The 17,164-nt window shown below is 42.0% G+C and carries 15 protein-coding genes; 10 read left to right on the plus strand and 5 right to left on the minus strand.

The window, feature by feature from the left end; genetic code table 11:
- Both ACED28_RS04145 and ACED28_RS04150 read left to right on the plus strand, forming a co-directional pair.
- Window positions 1–228: hypothetical protein (locus ACED28_RS04145; RefSeq protein WP_371709357.1), on the plus strand; the 228-nt coding region annotated here is incomplete at its 5' end.
- A gap of 872 nt (window positions 229–1,100) precedes the next feature.
- Window positions 1,101–1,682, plus strand: coding sequence for a recombinase family protein (locus tag ACED28_RS04150; protein ID WP_371703308.1), 582 nt, complete (start codon window positions 1,101–1,103; stop codon window positions 1,680–1,682).
- A 179-nt stretch (window positions 1,683–1,861) separates the two neighbouring features.
- Here the strand turns inward: ACED28_RS04150 and ACED28_RS04155 are convergent, their stop codons facing one another.
- A complete protein-coding gene (locus ACED28_RS04155) occupies window positions 1,862–2,200 on the minus strand; it encodes a hypothetical protein (RefSeq protein ID WP_371709358.1) in 339 nt (112 codons plus the stop codon).
- A gap of 13 nt (window positions 2,201–2,213) precedes the next feature.
- A complete protein-coding gene (locus ACED28_RS04160; RefSeq protein ID WP_371709359.1) occupies window positions 2,214–2,972 on the minus strand; it encodes a PD-(D/E)XK nuclease superfamily protein in 759 nt (252 codons plus the stop codon).
- Window positions 2,973–3,125: 153 nt separating this feature from the next.
- On the opposite strand from ACED28_RS04160, the gene ACED28_RS04165 reads away from it, so the two are divergent.
- From ACED28_RS04165 to ACED28_RS04195, 7 genes are all read left to right on the plus strand, one after another.
- Window positions 3,126–3,725: a restriction endonuclease subunit S gene (locus ACED28_RS04165; protein WP_054542199.1), complete on the plus strand. Its 600-nt coding sequence runs from the start codon at window positions 3,126–3,128 to the stop codon at window positions 3,723–3,725.
- A gap of 6 nt (window positions 3,726–3,731) precedes the next feature.
- Window positions 3,732–5,276 (plus strand): type I restriction-modification system subunit M, encoded by a 1,545-nt coding sequence (locus ACED28_RS04170; RefSeq protein WP_371709360.1) that lies wholly within the window; start codon window positions 3,732–3,734, stop codon window positions 5,274–5,276.
- Window positions 5,266–6,519: a restriction endonuclease subunit S gene (locus tag ACED28_RS04175; RefSeq protein ID WP_371709361.1), complete on the plus strand. Its 1,254-nt coding sequence runs from the start codon at window positions 5,266–5,268 to the stop codon at window positions 6,517–6,519. Before ACED28_RS04170 ends, ACED28_RS04175 begins: the two co-directional genes overlap by 11 nt.
- Before the next feature lie 80 nt (window positions 6,520–6,599).
- Entirely contained in the window at window positions 6,600–7,937 is a 1,338-nt protein-coding gene (locus ACED28_RS04180) for an AAA family ATPase (RefSeq protein WP_371709362.1), read from the plus strand.
- On the plus strand, window positions 7,921–8,562 hold the full coding sequence (locus tag ACED28_RS04185) for a TIGR02646 family protein (RefSeq protein ID WP_371709363.1): 642 nt from the start codon (window positions 7,921–7,923) through the stop codon (window positions 8,560–8,562). The genes ACED28_RS04180 and ACED28_RS04185 overlap by 17 nt, the downstream gene beginning before the upstream one ends.
- Complete coding sequence (locus ACED28_RS04190; protein WP_371709364.1) at window positions 8,562–11,846, plus strand: type I restriction endonuclease subunit R; 3,285 nt, start codon at window positions 8,562–8,564, stop codon at window positions 11,844–11,846. The genes ACED28_RS04185 and ACED28_RS04190 overlap by 1 nt, the downstream gene beginning before the upstream one ends.
- On the plus strand, window positions 11,846–12,622 hold the full coding sequence (locus tag ACED28_RS04195) for a M48 family metallopeptidase (protein WP_371703296.1): 777 nt from the start codon (window positions 11,846–11,848) through the stop codon (window positions 12,620–12,622). The genes ACED28_RS04190 and ACED28_RS04195 overlap by 1 nt, the downstream gene beginning before the upstream one ends.
- Before the next feature lie 219 nt (window positions 12,623–12,841).
- Here ACED28_RS04195 and ACED28_RS04200 read toward each other — a convergent pair whose 3' ends face one another.
- On the minus strand, window positions 12,842–14,839 hold the full coding sequence (locus tag ACED28_RS04200) for a hypothetical protein (RefSeq protein ID WP_371709365.1): 1,998 nt from the start codon (window positions 14,837–14,839) through the stop codon (window positions 12,842–12,844).
- 217 nt (window positions 14,840–15,056) lie between these two features.
- Here ACED28_RS04200 and ACED28_RS04205 point away from each other — a divergent pair, with 217 nt between their 5' ends.
- Complete coding sequence (locus tag ACED28_RS04205; protein ID WP_371709366.1) at window positions 15,057–15,245, plus strand: hypothetical protein; 189 nt, start codon at window positions 15,057–15,059, stop codon at window positions 15,243–15,245.
- 84 nt (window positions 15,246–15,329) lie between these two features.
- On the opposite strand, the gene ACED28_RS04210 is transcribed toward ACED28_RS04205, so the two are convergent.
- A complete protein-coding gene (locus ACED28_RS04210; RefSeq protein ID WP_371703293.1) occupies window positions 15,330–15,599 on the minus strand; it encodes a helix-turn-helix transcriptional regulator in 270 nt (89 codons plus the stop codon).
- A 303-nt stretch (window positions 15,600–15,902) separates the two neighbouring features.
- Window positions 15,903–17,135, minus strand: coding sequence for an integrase domain-containing protein (locus ACED28_RS04215; protein WP_371709367.1), 1,233 nt, complete (start codon window positions 17,133–17,135; stop codon window positions 15,903–15,905).
- Window positions 17,136–17,164 lie beyond the last annotated feature (29 nt).

Consider the following 17,164-nt stretch of genomic DNA (forward strand, 5'->3'; position numbering starts at 1 on the left):
GTCCCAAAACCAGATCTGGTTTTCATGGTGATCTCGACCATGCACTTACAAAAAAATGTAGCAACACCTCTTACCATTCATGGTCAACCTGATTGTCACTATCAATGCTTTGCCCCAAAACCAGAGCTGGTTTTCATGGTGAGTTCGACCATGAACTTACAAAAATGTAGCAATGCTCTTACTATTCATGGGCAATCTGATTGTTCGCGCAGAAAGATTAGAATGTAGGGTTTAGGACGTACTTACTCTACACCTGTTGCAGTTTTGCGCTCAAAACAAAGGATTCATTAGCTTTGGTTAGCCACTATGATGAGCAAGTAATCATCTAGGTCATTGGCAGGAGAGGAACGTGAACCGTTATATCTCACACGAATAGGAGACGCCACATCTTCGCGCTAGACCTCTAGCGTGAAGTTTTAACTAACAGAATAATAGGTAGGAATATTAGAACAACATTACCGCTCAAAACTACTTTGATCAGGTATGCTTCGCACTAGAGGAGTGTGAGTTGACAGTACTTTCGCACTCGTCGAGTGCGGGATGTGGGCAACTAAAATACCATCTTTGGCAGTAACAATGCCATCTCTGGCATCAGAAGTGCCATAGGTGGCAGTCTTTTGAAATGCAGAATTTTGTGGGTTTTCCGCAAAGTAGTGCTGAAAATCAATCACTCCTTATATTAGTTATATAAATTTATAATTGTTATGATAGTTATAATTGTTATATCATGTTTTTCCTCAAAATTAAACACTAGGGCGAGATTAAATATCATTAAAATAACAAAAGTCGGATTTATATACTGAATAATTTGTATTTGTCAGCCCTAACTAACGATAGAGATCCTATATCAAACTAGCATACTCTCTTTGTGCGCCGTCCATACATGCGATCGACCCTCCACACTCTATGTGTGCAAACATTAACCAATACATCTGCAAGTAAAGAAAATATAGCTCCAACCTAATCATATTCTTTGGTATCAAAAAACAACCGTTATACAACACCAGAAAAGGTGTACTTAAAGTGGCATCATAAATATACCTATTTAATTTATGATACCAATGGTATGATGATACCAGACTTTATGATGCGAGAATCAAATGACTGGAAGAATCTTCGCTTACTGTCGTGTATCAACGACGGAACAAACAACCGAAAACCAAATATTAGCTATTCGCAACGCTGGTTATAATGTGATCGACCATCGTGTAATTAGCGAAATTGTCTCTGGCAGTACGAAGGCTACAGACAGAGAACAATTCTCAAATTTAATCGAACATAAAATAGAAGCAGGTGACACCTTAGTCGTTCTAAAACTTGATCGACTTGGTAGAGATAACATCGATGTACAACAGACTATCGGTAAACTGATCCAAAAGGGAATTCGTGTCATTTGCTTAGACCTGCCTGTATCTGACCTCAGTTCACCAGAAGGGAAGCTCATGCTTCAGATGTTTTCAGCGTTTGCAGAGTTTGAAAGGAACCGTATAAAAGAACGGACACAAGAAGGGTTAGCCAGAGCTAAAGCTGAAGGAAAAAGACTAGGTAGACCCAAAGCTACTAAAACAACCAGACGAGTGCTAGAGTGCAAAGAAGCTGGAATGTCGCAGAGTAAAGCTGCTATTCATTTGAGCTTAGGAATAGCGACTATTAAACGTCACTGGAACAAGGCAACAAGTTGAGTCAGGTCTTCTTTAACCGCCTATCATGCCCAGCCGTATACGGTTGAAATTACCCGAGCTTGTAAACATGAAGTTTCTTCTGCCAAATCGACAAATGGCACCTCAGCTCTAAACAACTTCGATATGTTTTGCCGAAGGCAAGCCATCACCATGACGGCTTCTGCCAACGGATACTCTGGCTACTCAGCCATTAGTTTGTCGTACTGATGTGCGTAATACGAATCATCATTACGGCAACTATCACACTGTAAACATTCGGTGTCATCTGCCAATTCGATAGCGTCAAGTAGTTCATCACCATCTAACCCCACACAACAACCATTATGATGACCACCAGGGTCAGTTGAGCCTGTACAGTGCTGCGACAGCCATGGTAATAGAACATGCTTTCGAGCATGACTAAGACTATCAAAGCTCGTATCAATAGCTAACTGTGCAATGCCCCCCACCTTTTGCTCTTCATTGTCAAACGCACCACGCTCTAGTAGAGCAGCCAATAGTTTCTCAGTTACAGTCATAGATTAAATCTCCTTAATTTAAGTTTGGTAAACATTCAGTGATCCCTGCTCGTAAGGTTCTTAAATTGTTTAAATACGGTAGGTAATCACGGCTTTGTACCCCATGCCTTGCGATAAAATTGTGGAAATCACGTTGGCAATCTAGGTACTCGTCAAAGAACTCTCCACACTGTTCATTTTTTCTCATCGCTTGGTTGAAGCGCTTTCGAGAGTATGAATCCAGCATTTTCAGCCCAGGGTGATTAGCTTGAAATAGCTCAGAACCTTGCTCAAACCTTGCCGCAACAAGCTCCAATGCATATTGCTTATTCACATTCGCAAGGAGGCTATCAAAGTCCATCACTATTAATCTCTCACCTGAGTTAAGTGCCTTGTCGTACATAAACTCCAACGCACCACGCTTAATGTTCTTCAACGGATCTTCGTAAACAAATAGAGTGGCTTCAGCATCACTGATCAGTGCGTTCTCATAGACCAGTGGGTACTTTTCATCTGTCGTCCCCGAGTCTTCCTGATACTTACACTCAATGTTCAATGTGTTGAACAAGCGAGTTTTGGTGATCTTGTTACCTTGGAAATCCAAGGTTTCAAATGTCAGAGATATGTTCTCCGCTCTGAACTCCATCTTGGTTTTGTGCTTGGTTGAATAAGCACTGTAGATAGATGGATAAGGAATATCTTTAATCACATTTACGCCAGGGATTTGCTTAAGTACTGCAAAGATCTTTGACTCAAATGCTTCACCATTTTGTACCGCTTTTTGTCTGCTCATGATTTTTGCTCCATTCGTTTACTGCAAATAATCTTATGATCGGTTTGACATTTAGTCAACTTAAAATTTGCAGTTTTTTATTCCTGCATTTTTTCTTGACGTATTTGCTTAAAGTAACCACAATGGATGCAAGTTAAAGTTTGAGGTGTTGGAATGAGACTACGACTATCAGAGGTAGCGGATATTCATGCTGGCTACCCATTTCGCGGGTCAATCAAGCATGACCCAAATGCTTCCGTCCAAGTCGTGCAAGCAAAAGACATCAGTGATCTGGGTGAGTTGCAAAGCGCTGAGTTGGTGAGAACGGAATTAACAGGTAAGAAGCAGCCTATGTGGCTTGAACAAGGCGATGTTCTGTTCATTGCCAAGGGGATGAGAACCTATGCTGCCTACGTTCCTGAACAACTAGAAGACGTAATTAGTTCTCCTAGCCTGTTTCAGATCCGTATCAAGTCATCGCAACGTGATAAGATAAACCCAATGTTCTTAGCTTGGCAGCTCAATCAAAAGCCTGTGCAGCAGTACTTTAGAAAGAGTGCTGAAGGCAGCACACAAACAAACATTAGAAAACCAGTATTGGCCGATGTTGAGCTAGCGATACCAGAGATAGAAAAACAGAACACTATTGCCAAGCTTTATGCAGCAAGCATCAAAGAAAATGCATTGCTTTATAAGCTTATAAATAATCGTCAGCAGCAGCTTAATGCTATAGCTACTGACTTAATCCAGAATTCTGAACAATTTAAGGGCTAGGAAATCATGCCACACACTAAAATCAATCAAGATGACATCAACAAAGCGGTATGGGGAGCGTGTGACACCTTCCGAGGTACGGTTGATCCGTCTATCTACAAAGATTTCATCCTTACTACTTTGTTCCTTAAATACATCTCTGATGTTCACCAAGACAAGTACGATGAACTGAAAGAAGAGTATGGTGACATCCCTGAACTGATCTCAGAAATGATGGAAAGCCAGTCTTTCAAAATCCCTGTAGGTTCAACATTCTGGGATTTGTACGAAGCTCGTCATGAGCCTGGTAATGGTTCTCGTATCGACCAAGCTCTCCATGCTATTGAAGAAGCTAACGGCACTAAGCTAAAGAATGTCTTCCAAGACATTAGCTTCAATACCGATAAACTAGGTGACGAAAAGCAGAAAAACGACATCCTTCGCCATCTGTTGGAAGACTTTGGTAAAGAGACCCTAAACCTACGCCCAAGCCGTGTTGGTTCGCTAGATGTGATTGGTAACGCTTACGAGTACCTCATCAAACACTTCGCTGCTGGCAGCGGTAAATCTGCGGGTGAATTCTATACCCCACCAGAGGTATCTGACCTACTCTCGATTATCCTAGAACCACAACAAGGCGATAGCATCTGTGACCCTGCATGTGGCTCAGGCTCGCTACTGATGAAATGTGGTAAGCAAGTGCAGAACAACTTTGCAGGCTCTAAGCAATACGCCTTGTTTGGTCAGGAAGCGATTGGTTCAACCTGGTCACTAGCGAAGATGAACATGTTCCTACACGGTGAAGATAACCACCGTATTGAGTGGGGCGATACCATCCGTAATCCTAAGCTACAAGACAAAGAAGGCGGACTGCTGCACTTTGATGTAGTAACAGCGAACCCTCCGTTCTCTCTTGATAAATGGGGCTTTGAAGATGCAGGTAATGACCACTTTGGCCGCTTCCGCCGTGGTATTCCGCCAAAGACCAAAGGTGACTATGCGTTTATCTCACACATGATTGAGACACTAAAGCCTGCTTCTCAAGGTAAAAAAGGCGGTCGAATGGGTGTGGTTGTGCCTCATGGCGTGCTATTCCGCGCATCAAGTGAAGGTAAAATCCGTAAGCAATTAATTGATGAAAACTTGCTAGACACCGTAATCGGTCTACCTGAAAAGCTGTTTTTTGGTACAGGTATCCCTGCTGCGATTCTTATCTTCAAAAAGCAGAAAGACGACCCTTCTCATAACAATACGGTACTGTTTATTGATGCCTCTCGTGAGTTCAAATCAGGCAAGAACCAAAACCAGCTAACACCTGAAAATATTCAGAAGATTGTAGATACCTACAAAGCACGTGAAACGACCGATAAATACTCATACCTAGCGTCGCTAGAAGAGATTGCCGAGAATGATTACAACCTCAACATCCCTCGTTATGTGGATACCTTTGAGGAAGAAGAAGAGATTGATTTAGTTGCGGTGCGTAATAAGCGTTTAGATCTGCAAAATGAACTCACAGCTCTAGAAGCGGAAATGGTGGGTTACCTAGAGGAGCTGGGTTATGGAGCCTAATGGCTGGGAGATTTTACCTTTAGATCAAGTCTCACAAATTATTGATTGTAAACATCGAACTCCAAAGTATGTAGAAGAAGGAATCCCTTTGGTTTCACCTGGAACCATAAAATGGGGTGCAATTGACTTACACAGCCCAACTAAACGAGTTACAAATGAAGAATATATGTCCTTAATGGATCATTGTTCTGTTGATATTGGTGATTTGGTTCTTAGCCGAAACCAATCTGTTGGAATAGCTTCATATGTTAATTCAGATGCACCTTTTGTTTTAGGACAAGATACTGTTTTAGTAAAACCAAGAACCTGTGATTCTGATTTCCTTTTTTATAATTTACAGTCAGTTAGCACGCAGAGGGCTGTCTTTAAGTTGGCTGGCGGCTCAACTTTTTCAAGGATTAACTTAGGGGAAATTCGAAAATTAAAATCCATTTACCCCCCAATCACAGAACAACGCAAGATCGCCAAAATCCTTTCAATATGGGATAAAGCGATTACCACCACAGAAAAGCTAATTGAAACCAGCAAGCAGCAGAAAAAAGCCCTGATGCAGCAACTTTTGACGGGTAAGAAACGTTTGCGCTCTTCAACAAAAGATGGGACTGAAACGGGTAAAGCGTTTGAGGGAGAGTGGGAAGAGGTTAAGTTAAGTCATTTATTTGACCGAATGACAGAAAAAAACAAAGGGCAAAGCACTAATGTTGTAACGATCTCTGCGCAGCATGGCCTAATTAGGCAGCAAGAGTTTTTCAAAAAGTCAGTCGCGTCTGAGACACTCGATAATTACTTTATCTTGCGTAAAGGGCAGTTTGCTTATAATAAAAGTTACTCTAATGGTTACCCCATGGGGGCAATTAAGCGGCTAAATAGATATGAAGACGCTGTAGTGACGAGTCTTTATATCTGCTTCGAAATAAAGGATGAGGCCAAGACGTCAAGCTGCTTTATGGAGCAATACTTTGAATCTGGTTTGCTAAACCGTGGGTTAACAAAAGTAGCAGCAGAAGGTGGTCGAGCACATGGATTATTAAATGTGAAGCCTTCTGACTTTATGGGATTGAGTCTAATTGTCCCTACTTTTGACGAACAACAAAAAATCGCCTCAGTCCTTACAGCTGCCGACAAAGAAATTGAAGTATTCAATGCAAAACTTGCTTACCTTAAGCAAGAAAAAAAGGCGTTGATGCAGCAGTTATTGACAGGTAAGCGCCGAGTGAAAATCGATGAGGTTGAAGTCGCTTAATCGAGAGTCCTCCTCTCCATAAGAGGGGATTAGCTACTTTGATTTCGGGTAAGGGATAAATTTAACGGGTTCATAATGACATGAAATTAAAAACATTAACTTTAGAAAACTTCCGTGGCTTCAAACGTTTTGAGTGCGATTTCCAGCCTGGCATTAATGTATTGGTTGGTCTTAATGGTTACGGTAAAACCTCACTGCTAGATGCAATTTCTGTTGCTTATGGCCAGTTCCTGAGTGGTTTTGGTACAAGCACAGACCGAGCTATTCGAGACAATGATATTCACCTTGGTAAAATTGGTTCTCAAGACCAAGGTTTTACCATGGAATATCAATTCCCTGTTCAAGTTTCAGCTCAGGCATATAATAACTACGTTGATGACTTTCCTTCTGAATGGTCTCGTTCTCGTAATACGCTAAAGAGTACTGGAACTAAAGTTTCAGAGTTGATCAACGTTGCAAAGCGTTTACAAAAAATCGTACAAGATGGCGCTCACCCAACACTTCCAGTTATTGCGGTTTACGGTACTGAGCGACTATGGAATCAAAGTTTTGATCCATCAAGTGAGTCACCAAAGTTATCTAAAACAAGCCGATTAGAGGGTTATCGAGATTGGGATAAACCCGCAAGTAGCTACAAAACATTTGCTAGTTGGCTTCACCAAGAAACAATGGCAAGTTTTGAACGTGGAATGCAGCAGCAAGAGCAAAGAATGTCTGGCGGCCCTGTAAAAGGAAACATTCATGCTGACCGTTTAACTTCATTGCAGAAAGCACTCAATATTATTCTTGAGCCTTCTGGCTGGTCAAATGTTCATTACTCAGCCACTGCAAAGCAAGTGGTTGCTACGCACAAAGAACAGGGTAATGTGCCAATTTCACTACTCAGTGATGGCGTGCGGAATATGATAGGCATGATTGCAGATATTGCTCGCAGAGCAATTCAACTCAACCCTCACATGGGAACTCATGCTGTACAGGATAGCCTAGGTATTGTGCTTATTGATGAAGTCGATATGCACTTGCATCCTCAGTGGCAGCGAACAATTCTTGAAAGCTTAAAACGAGCTTTTCCAAAAATTCAATTTATTGTGACCACGCACTCGCCATTAGTGATCAGTGATAGTAAAGGCATCCATGTGAGCTTGCTGAATAATCCAGAGAAAGCGACACCAGTGCCTGAGCTATATGGTCAAGATGCTAACTCGGTTCTTCTCGATATTATGGATACTGATGTTCGAAACGCTGAAGTGAATACGAAAATCGGTGATTTGCTTGATGCTATCCATGATTCAAATATCGAGATGGCAAAACAACTACTAGCGGACTTACAAGCCGACTTGCCAGCGGGTAACTTAGAACTATCTAAAGCAAAACTATTGCTTCGTAAGAAGGAGCTAAGAATTGCGAAAGATAACTAAACGTGCAGGGTATGAGCCGCAACAATTGACGGATTGGAAGCGAGCCAATCCGAATAAGCGATATCCACAGCTTAAAGATGGAGGTGTTCGCCAAGCAATCCGCACGGAAGCACTCGCTGAACAACACTTCTTATGTGGCCATTGTTGTCAGGCTTTATCTGGTGATGGCGATTGTCATAATGAACATGTAGAAGCACAAGACATCAATCAAAATCGAACTTTGGATTTCAGCAATATCATTGCTAGCTGTAACACATTGAACCAATGCGGTGATTCACATAAATCTCAAGCTCTTCCACTCACCCCGTTTATGGATGAATGTGAGACTGACTTAGTCTTTAAACTCAGTGGTCGTGTTTCAGGTAAAAGCCCTGATGCTATTGAAACTATCAGGGTTCTAAATCTGGGTGATAGAGAGAGCAATAATAAATCGCTCATTGCAAAGCGTAAAGCTGCCGTTCACTCTCTACTTTGGCAATACAGCATTGACCCTGATGCAGATCCTGAACTGGAAGATGATGAAATAATCGAAATGATGATTGACGATTTGTCTACTCCAGCCGATGGCAAGCTAGAAGCTTTCTCGCCTGTCGTCGTAAATGTGCTAAAGCAATGGGTTGCATAATGAATAATTCCAATAACGTACCTAACTTCCGTGAAGAACAAAGTGCAAAAATCCCAGCGCTAACCCTACTGGCTAACTTAGGTTACACGTTTATCCCACCAAGCGAGTGCTTGGTGAAACGAGGCAACCGAACCGTGGTTATCTTGCCTGATGTGTTACGTGATGTGCTTAAACACAAAACCTACAACTTCATTGGCAAGCAGCACAAGCTATCAGAAGCAGCCATCGATAAAATTATTCATGAGCTGGCGAACCCAGCCATGAATGAAGGCTTAAAGGCCGCGAATGAGAAGCTGTACAACGCCCTCACTTATGGCATCAGTGTCACCGAGTTTATCGACGGTAAGAAAGCGAACCCGACCATCGACATCATTGATTGGGAAGCACCAAAAAACAATAAGTACCACTTCACCGAAGAGCTAGAAGTAGAAAATGCTTATGGGACAGGTAAGCGTATCCCTGATGTAGTGTGTTTTGTAAATGGCCTTCCTTGGGTAGTGATAGAAGCGAAACGCCCTGATTCCTCTTCTGAAGGGAAACCAACTGTATCGGAAGGTATCTCGCAGAACATCCGTAACCAAAAGGTAGATGAAATCCCTCATCTGTTCGCTTATAGCCAACTATTGGTCTCTGTGAATGGTCACGAAGGTCTATACGCTACCTGCGGAACGCCTGAAAAATTCTGGGCGAAATGGAAAGAAGAAGAGATCACTGAGGCAACCTTTGCACGTTTAAAGAACGCGCCATTAGCACAAGACAAACTCGACCTTATATTCAACCACCGTTCTGCCAAAGTACGTGATGAGTACCTGTCTTTGATTGCGGGTGGCGATCTTGTGGTTACCGAGCAAGACCGTTTATTAGTCTCACTCTTACGTCATGACCGCCTGTTGGAGATGACTCAGCTTTTTACACTGTTTGATAAAAAGGCTGGCAAAATTGTCGCTCGTTATCAGCAAGTCTTCGGCATTAAAGCGTTAATTGAACGTGTCACCTCTTTTGATGAGCAAGGCGCACGTAACGGTGGTGTGATCTGGCATACAACAGGCTCAGGTAAGTCGTTCACTATGGTCTTCTTATCCAAAGCCCTTATTTGGCTTAAAGAGTTAGCCAAATGCCGTGTCGTTGTAGTGACTGACCGTGTTGACCTTGAAGACCAACTTGCCCGTACTTTCGCTTCAGGCGGTGCATTATCGGATAAAGATAAAAAATCGGCTATGGCGACGACAGGTCGCCGTTTAGCAGATCAAATCGGTAAAGGTAACGAGCGTATTATCTTCTCCATAATCAATAAGTTTGGTACGGCTATCGAGCTACCAGAGTGCTACAACGACAGTCCAGATATTATTGTATTGGTTGATGAAGGCCACCGTAGCCAAAACGGTGAGAATAACATTCGAATGCAACAAGCTCTTCCGAAAGCCGCTTATATTGGTTTTACGGGAACACCTTTGTTGCAAGACGATAAAACCGAAAATAAGTTTGGTAAGATCATTCACTCATACACAATGCAACAAGCGGTAGAAGATAAAACGGTGACGCCTTTATTGTATGAAGAACGTATTCCTGATCTCAGCACTAATGACAAAGCCATTGATGCGTGGTTTGACCGTATCACCGATAAGCTGTCTGAAAAACAGCGAACAGACTTGAAGAAAAAGTTTGCTCAGAAAGGTCAAATCTATCAAACCGAAGGTCGATTGGAACTCATCGCCCATGATATTTCCGATCACTTCCAAAACTTCAAACGTCAAGGCTTAAAAGGTCAACTTGCCTGTGACTCAAAAGCCTCTGCTATTCAATATAAGAAGCTTTTAGACCAAATAGGTAAAGTGACTTCCGTTGTCGCAATGTCTGCGCCTGATACTCGTGAAGGCCACGATACTGTCGATGGTGAAAGCAAAGACATAGTGCAAAATTGGTGGAAGGAAAACGTCCTTAATTCTGATTTTGGTCAAGACGAAAAAGCCTATACCCAGCACATCATTGATGAATTTAGTAAAGACGATGGCCCTGACATCATGATCGTGGTGGATAAGCTTCTGACAGGTTTTGATGAACCCAAGAATACCGTGCTTTACATCGATAAGCCGATGAAGCAACACAACTTGATTCAGGCGATTGCCCGTGTAAACCGTCTCCACCAGAAAAAACAATTTGGTTACTTGATTGATTATCGTGGCATTTTGAAAGAGCTGGATGCGTCTATTGCCAGTTATCAAGAGCTTGAAGAGCGTATCAAAGGCGGATTTGATATTGATGACTTGCAAGGTCTCTATAGCCGCATGGACACTGAATATAAGAAGCTGCCAGGTTTCTATAGCGATTTATGGGCAACGTTTGAAGGTGTACAGAACAAGCAAGATGGACAAGCGCTTCGTCAAGTACTAGCACCCAAGATTGACACGATTGATGGCCAGCTGACCGACACCAATTTGAAAAAACGTGAGGACTTTTATGCATCACTCACAACGTTTGCTAACTGCCTGAAAGTAGCTTTGCAATCAGCTACATATTTTGAAGATAAGAGTTTTGATGATAAGCGTGAGCTGTACAAAAAGACGTTGAAATCGATGTCTGAGTTACGTCGCCAAGTATGTGAAGATGCGGAAGAAACGGTTGACTACGATGAGTATGCTGAAAATATCCGAACCATGCTGGATAAGCACATTGGCGGTGTAGAGATCCAAGAATCTCAAGGCGTCTACTTAGTCGGTAACATGGGTAAAGATGTAAAGCTTGAAGAAATGACCGACGATGAGGCTCGTAACAAGAAAGATGCTATCACTGGTCGTGTGACTAAGATGATTGATCAGGATCTCGCAGATGACCCGTATGCTCAGGAGTATTTTTCTAAGTTGCTAAAACAAGCCATCGAACAAGCGAAAGAGATGTTTGATGCCCCAGTAAAGCAATACCTGTTGTTTGCTGATTTTGAAGAACAAGTAAAAGAGCGAAATGTCGAAGGTATGCCTATTGACCGCTTCTCCGAACTTGACCCAAAAATCAAACGTCACGTCCAAGCTTACTACGGGTTATTCTTGAAAAACCTAGCCGATAGCAATGCTCTAAGTGAAGATGAACGCTTCGATTATGCAATGCAAATCGATAAAGTGGTGACGGCATCTGTTGCTGAGTTTTCAATTAACCCACAAGAGATTGAAAATCACATTCGTCGTAAGCTGCTACCTGTGCTGTTTAAAGCCGTCGGCATGGACACTGCGAAGGTGATTATTGCCGATATTATCCAAATCACTCGTCTGGGTGTGGCAGGTCATCATTAATGACTTCGGTAAGTTCTAATGAAGGCAGCAAAGAGGAATACAGCTTCATCTATGGTGATGAGGCTGTTACCTACGAAGTCGTTCGAAAACCCCTCGCAGAAGGCCAAAAGCGAAAGATAACCATTAAAGTTCACCCTAACTGTGAAGTGGCAATTACCGCACCAGAAGATACCGAACGTGATGATATTCATGAAGCGGTAATGAAGCGTGCTAAGTGGATCTATGACGCACTCAAGGAGTTTCGTGCTCACTTAGAGTTTGTTCAGCCCAAGCATTATGTCAGCGGTGAAATGCAGTTTTACTTAGGGCGCAGATATGTACTTAAAATTGTGGAAGACATTGAGGCTTTACCTTCGGTAAAAATGAACCGAGGTAAGCTCTTAGTAACCTTAACTCGTTTTAATGACGACAAGACGGCTATGGTTCGAGCTTTGGTTCGTAATTGGTATAAGGTTCGTGCCGAACGTATCTTTCATGAGCGCCTTGCAGAGCTGATTCCACAAACAACATGGGTTGAAGGCATACCCAGCTTTCGTGTTTTTCCCATGGCGAAGCAATGGGGTAGCTGTTCAGCAAAAGGTAACTTGATGCTCAACCCTCACTTAATCAAAGCGCCAAAAGAGTGTATTGACTATGTGATCCTACATGAGCTTTGCCATATCGCAGAGCACAACCATAGTGAGCGTTTCTGGCGCTTGTTGACCAGCGTAATGCCGCATTGGAAAGAAGTGAAAAGCCGTTTGGACGGGATGGCCGAGCTTTATTTGAATGAGTAAGTAGAGTGTTGAACCGTCACAGGCAGGGATGTTAGCCTAAGTTTAGACTACTGATTCTCAGGTTACGGGGGTAGCCTAGCTGTGAGTGCCCTTTTTCAGACTACGAGTGTAGGCTAGTTTGGGGGTCTATTTCCAAACTAGTGGCAAACATCGGTACACTTTTTTCTGTCAGCTGTAATTCTTATCTGACTTAAGAATTCTTAAAGTTGCTAAGAATCGCTAAGAAACAGGAACCTTGGGCAACTCTAACTTCTGACGGATGTAGGTTCGATATTGCCTGGCTCTAGGGTCTAGTGACACTCTGGCTCGCCTAGTTGTCGGACTAAATTTACCAAGTTTGAATCCTAAGATCTCCAACGTTTCCCTTACGAATTGAGTTGCCTTCTTCTGCGAGTCTACTTTTCTTCTTCTAAGCCTATCGCTGTCAAAGACAATTGCTAAGGTCTCTCGTTTTGACAAGACTTTCTTGGAGATTGAGAGCATATCATCCTGATTTAAAAACACTTTAGGTTTTATTTCATCGAATTGGTTGTCTAGAAATAAAACTGAATGAAGAAACTTTGCAATATCTACATTTAACTCATTGAGTTCATCATCTAGTTTAAGTTCATCATCATCTCGAACTAAGGGTAGAAGTGAGAAAACACGCCTATTGAACTGGAAGTGAAAGTGAACATCTTCTTCAGTCAATGCTTCAAGACGATAGTATTGTCTTATAGTAGAGTGAATGATGGCAGGTTCAAGCTCGCTACTGATACAGCTGTTTCTATGAGCAAATGAGATTGCACCTTGCTGTATGTCTCTAGCTTCAAGCACTGCTTTAACTAAGCTTTTAAAGTATTCACGAGACTCTTGGTGGATTTGGTGCGTAGCGCCGAGTAGATCTGAGGCCATATGGCTTTCTACGGTAGTTTTGAATCCAAGGTGCTTCAATGTAAAGAAGAGGCTTGTATCTAGTGATGAATTTAGCCGTTTATTTCGAGAATTAAAGAGCCTCATCCATCGAAACCAATCTTGACCTTTGAATGCCAGTGGAGAGTCCTCTGTTACGACATCTTTATTACTATTTGTTGCAAAAACGATTTCCCGAGCGCTGCGAAACCGCCTAGAAAAATTGACCAGTTCTAGCGGGCATAGTGTTTTGTCTGCGATAACAGTAACTCTATTAGTAAAGTTAGAAGTTATTGAAAAACCAGACGCTAAACAGGGTGATACAAGAATTGCGCGGTACTTGTGAATATGAAGATTAGGGTTTGAAAGTAGTTCTTTCTGCTCTGCTAGGCCCTTGTTGTCGGCATGAAGGACTAAGATACCTTTCTTCAGAGCTGATTCTTCACAATAAAGGTTCTGTTCATTTACGAAACCTAAAGCTTTTACTGTACGCTTTAGTGTATTGACAGAATCAAACAAGAAAGCCTTGTCTATCAGAAGTCTTTGACTTATCTCATTTGCTAGATAGGTGGCTTTATCTTTTACGATTGCATGAATGTTTGTATAAGGGTTCTCGGTGCAATAGAGCACTGTTAGCTTTCCTCTTATCCCTTGAATAAAGCCCAAACTAATATCAGATAAGTCCGCATCTCCGATGATAACATTTTCCGCATTTTCGATTGCGTAGCATAATGAATCAAATACCTTGTTACGTTGCATCTGCGAGTTGTCTTCAGAGCAAACGACAGTTTGGAATACTTTTTCAAACTCATCGATGATCAGCGTGTCGCAGTTAGCTAACTTATCTAGGAACATATCTTTGTAGATACTGTTAATGACAACACCAAAAGCCTGACAGTTTTCGACCTCGTTCAGCTTATTTGAGGTGTAAGATGTAGCTTGGTGGTCATGGCAAAACTGCTCGACTAGAGCTATCAAGTGAGATACGTACACAACTCGTTCTTTTTCGCTTGCATGTTGTGCAAGCGGGCCGAATAAATGTTTTGTCTTTCCTGTACCCGTAGCGGCCTTAATCGCCAGCGTTGAACACTCTCGTAGCTCATGCTTAAGGTCTATTGAATCTAGCTTTGTGAAATGCTTGCGACTGAACGACTCCGATATAGATGCATTTTTGTCAACAGTTTCCTGACGATTTGATATTTCTTCTTTTAAAGCAATAAGTAAATCGTTAAAAATAATGTGGTTGCACGCGATGTACTTGCACACGATATCTTTTGGTTCCATTGAGATTAGAGGAAACTGATGGCTTAAGTTTTTAGCTATCATTTGAAGGTATTCTTGGCGTGGAGCCAACTCGTAAAGTGCTAACAAATACTCGGTACTTCTACGTTTTGGACATAGAGTTTTTTTTGATTTGGTGTCGAGAACGGGCAGCCGAGTAGTGAAAAAGTTCTTCTGTAGAATATAGATAGCTGTGCTCAAGTGTCTTTGGGAGTCAATGACTACACGAGTAACACTACCGACGGAGTCATGGTAATAGTTTATGACTTTGTCCAACTCACTGTGCTTTGATAAAGCGATTATTCTAGAGTCCATCGACGGGTATTGGATCTCTTTGTTAGATAACAGCGTTATCTTGTTGGTGTTTGCAGCGTTTAAGAGTAGGTGCTCAGATGCCAAGCCTGTTGCGATAGTTGTCATGTCTCAACTTCTTATATCTATCGATGAATAAAAGAAGTGGGATCTTTTGTTATTTATATATACAGAAGAAAAATCCCACTTTTTGACAGCATGCGATGCATGCTAAGAAAGCGAGTTATGCAGCTAGCGCTGTATAATAGGTTTCTTCAAAAAGTGACTGGCGTCTTTCGAGTAATTCAGAGACAACAGCTCTTAGATCTTTATCTAATGCCATCGCTGCGATGACAGTATCAATTTCATGGGATAGGAAGCCGACAGAATTTGCGCCGAGTGAAATCGATGGCGGAAATGATCCGTCATTAATTTTACGGTGTAGTGTAGCTTTAGAGAATGGAATACGTGCTAGAACGTCATGTTTACGTTCGATCTTGAAGTTATTGCTCATAGAAAACCTGTGTTTATATGCTTATTAATCAAGCTGTTGTTGAAAGTTAGGTTTTTGAAACTATGAGTACTAGTGCTCAGCGAAATGCTATTAAATGAGCGATAAAAAAGTATGTAATAAGTTGCTATCGATAAAGTAGCAAACTTCAGGTTTAATTTAGTTTCACTTTCTCCTTTTAAGTCAGTCTGTTGATACAGAGTGAGTCTCTGAACTACGCAGAGAGACTAGATCGAATATCTTAAGTCTGTAAAGAAAAGCCATGAAAATTACATGGCTATTGTGATTCGTGTCACGTAGTGGTGTTCAGTCACCCAATATAGGTTTTGCGATAGTATTAGCACTTTTGGCTGCATCATGGATGAAATTACTCCACCATTCCATGATCTTCCTTCTCTCTTCCAGGTATTGTGCGTTGTTGTAGATATCTCGGATCGTATTTTTATCAACATGTGCTAAAGATAGTTCGATTGCATCACGATTAAACCCTTGCTCATTAAGGGCAGTGCTGCCTATGGATCGCATACCGTGACTGACTAATTTTCCCGTCATTCCAGCACGTTTTAAAGCTGTATTAACGCTTTGGGTGTTAATGTGTCCGCTTTTGCTTGTGTCACTGGCAAAGATATATCGTTTGCCTTTGGTAATTGGTTCCATGAACTTAAGGAGCTGTATGCTTGCGTCAGACAGTGGAATCTTATGAACCCTGCGGCTCTTCATTTTTTGCTCAGGGATGATCCAGAGCCTACTTTCGAAGTCAATTTCGTGCCACTGAGCTTGAGCACTTTCTGATGGCCTAGTTAATGTATGGAGCTGAAATTCAAAGGCGCATCTGGTTACCATTTTGATGTTTGCATTTGACATTGCATTCATCAGTAAAGGTAGCTCGTCGGGAGTAAGTGTTTTCATGTGTTCAACGCTGGGTTTCTTGAACGCTTCTCTAATTCCTTGTATTGGGTTCGAATGTATAAAGCCACTATTGACGGCGAAGGCCATAACATCGTTTAAACGTTGGCAGACTCGCTTTACTGTTTCGAGAGAGCCTTTTTGTTCTATAGGTCGTAGCTGTTTGATGACAGTTGGAGCAAGTAGGTCACGAATCGGCAACTGACCGAGATTCGGAAATATGTGTAGCTCTAGAGAGCGCCATATATCTTGTGCGTAACCTGGTGTAATGGAGTGACTTTTAACGTCAAACCATTCTTTAGCGACATGGCGCAGTGTTGTTTCGACCGCTAATTGTTCCGCTGCTGCTTGATTGTTTCGATGAGTCTGAGGGTCTATTTTTTCAGCAACGAGCTGGCGGAACTCTCTTGTTTTCTCTCGTGCTGACGCTAGAGTGATATCGGGATAGATGCCAAGACCGATATTCTTTCGTTTCTTGGTTACAGGGTGTATGTAGTTAAATATCCAGGATTTTGTGCCATTCGGTTTGATACGCAAAAATAAGCCATTACCATCGCCAAGACTATACTCTTTGTCCTTGGGCTTTGCTTTACTTACTTGGGTGGCTGATAACGGTTTGATTATTCGGGCCATTTCTATCTCTTCCTTGCTTAATGTAACAC

It is taken from the genome of Vibrio sp. 1F253 (assembly GCF_041439295.1).
Taxonomy (GTDB): Bacteria; Pseudomonadota; Gammaproteobacteria; order Enterobacterales; family Vibrionaceae; genus Vibrio; species Vibrio tasmaniensis_A.

What these genes read in the sequence shown, in the direction of transcription:
- ACED28_RS04150 (WP_371703308.1), top strand. Translation starts at nt 1,101, where the DNA reads ATGACTGGAAGAATCTTCGCTTACTGTCGTGTATCAACGACGGAACAA.
- ACED28_RS04155 (WP_371709358.1), bottom strand. Translation starts at nt 2,200, where the DNA reads ATGACTGTAACTGAGAAACTATTGGCTGCTCTACTAGAGCGTGGTGCG.
- ACED28_RS04160 (WP_371709359.1), bottom strand. Translation starts at nt 2,972, where the DNA reads ATGAGCAGACAAAAAGCGGTACAAAATGGTGAAGCATTTGAGTCAAAG.
- ACED28_RS04165 (WP_054542199.1), top strand. Translation starts at nt 3,126, where the DNA reads ATGAGACTACGACTATCAGAGGTAGCGGATATTCATGCTGGCTACCCA.
- ACED28_RS04170 (WP_371709360.1), top strand. Translation starts at nt 3,732, where the DNA reads ATGCCACACACTAAAATCAATCAAGATGACATCAACAAAGCGGTATGG.
- ACED28_RS04175 (WP_371709361.1), top strand. Translation starts at nt 5,266, where the DNA reads ATGGAGCCTAATGGCTGGGAGATTTTACCTTTAGATCAAGTCTCACAA.
- ACED28_RS04180 (WP_371709362.1), top strand. Translation starts at nt 6,600, where the DNA reads ATGAAATTAAAAACATTAACTTTAGAAAACTTCCGTGGCTTCAAACGT.
- ACED28_RS04190 (WP_371709364.1), top strand. Translation starts at nt 8,562, where the DNA reads ATGAATAATTCCAATAACGTACCTAACTTCCGTGAAGAACAAAGTGCA.
- ACED28_RS04195 (WP_371703296.1), top strand. Translation starts at nt 11,846, where the DNA reads ATGACTTCGGTAAGTTCTAATGAAGGCAGCAAAGAGGAATACAGCTTC.
- ACED28_RS04200 (WP_371709365.1), bottom strand. Translation starts at nt 14,839, where the DNA reads ATGATAGCTAAAAACTTAAGCCATCAGTTTCCTCTAATCTCAATGGAA.
- ACED28_RS04205 (WP_371709366.1), top strand. Translation starts at nt 15,057, where the DNA reads ATGACTTTGTCCAACTCACTGTGCTTTGATAAAGCGATTATTCTAGAG.
- ACED28_RS04210 (WP_371703293.1), bottom strand. Translation starts at nt 15,599, where the DNA reads ATGAGCAATAACTTCAAGATCGAACGTAAACATGACGTTCTAGCACGT.
- ACED28_RS04215 (WP_371709367.1), bottom strand. Translation starts at nt 17,135, where the DNA reads ATGGCCCGAATAATCAAACCGTTATCAGCCACCCAAGTAAGTAAAGCA.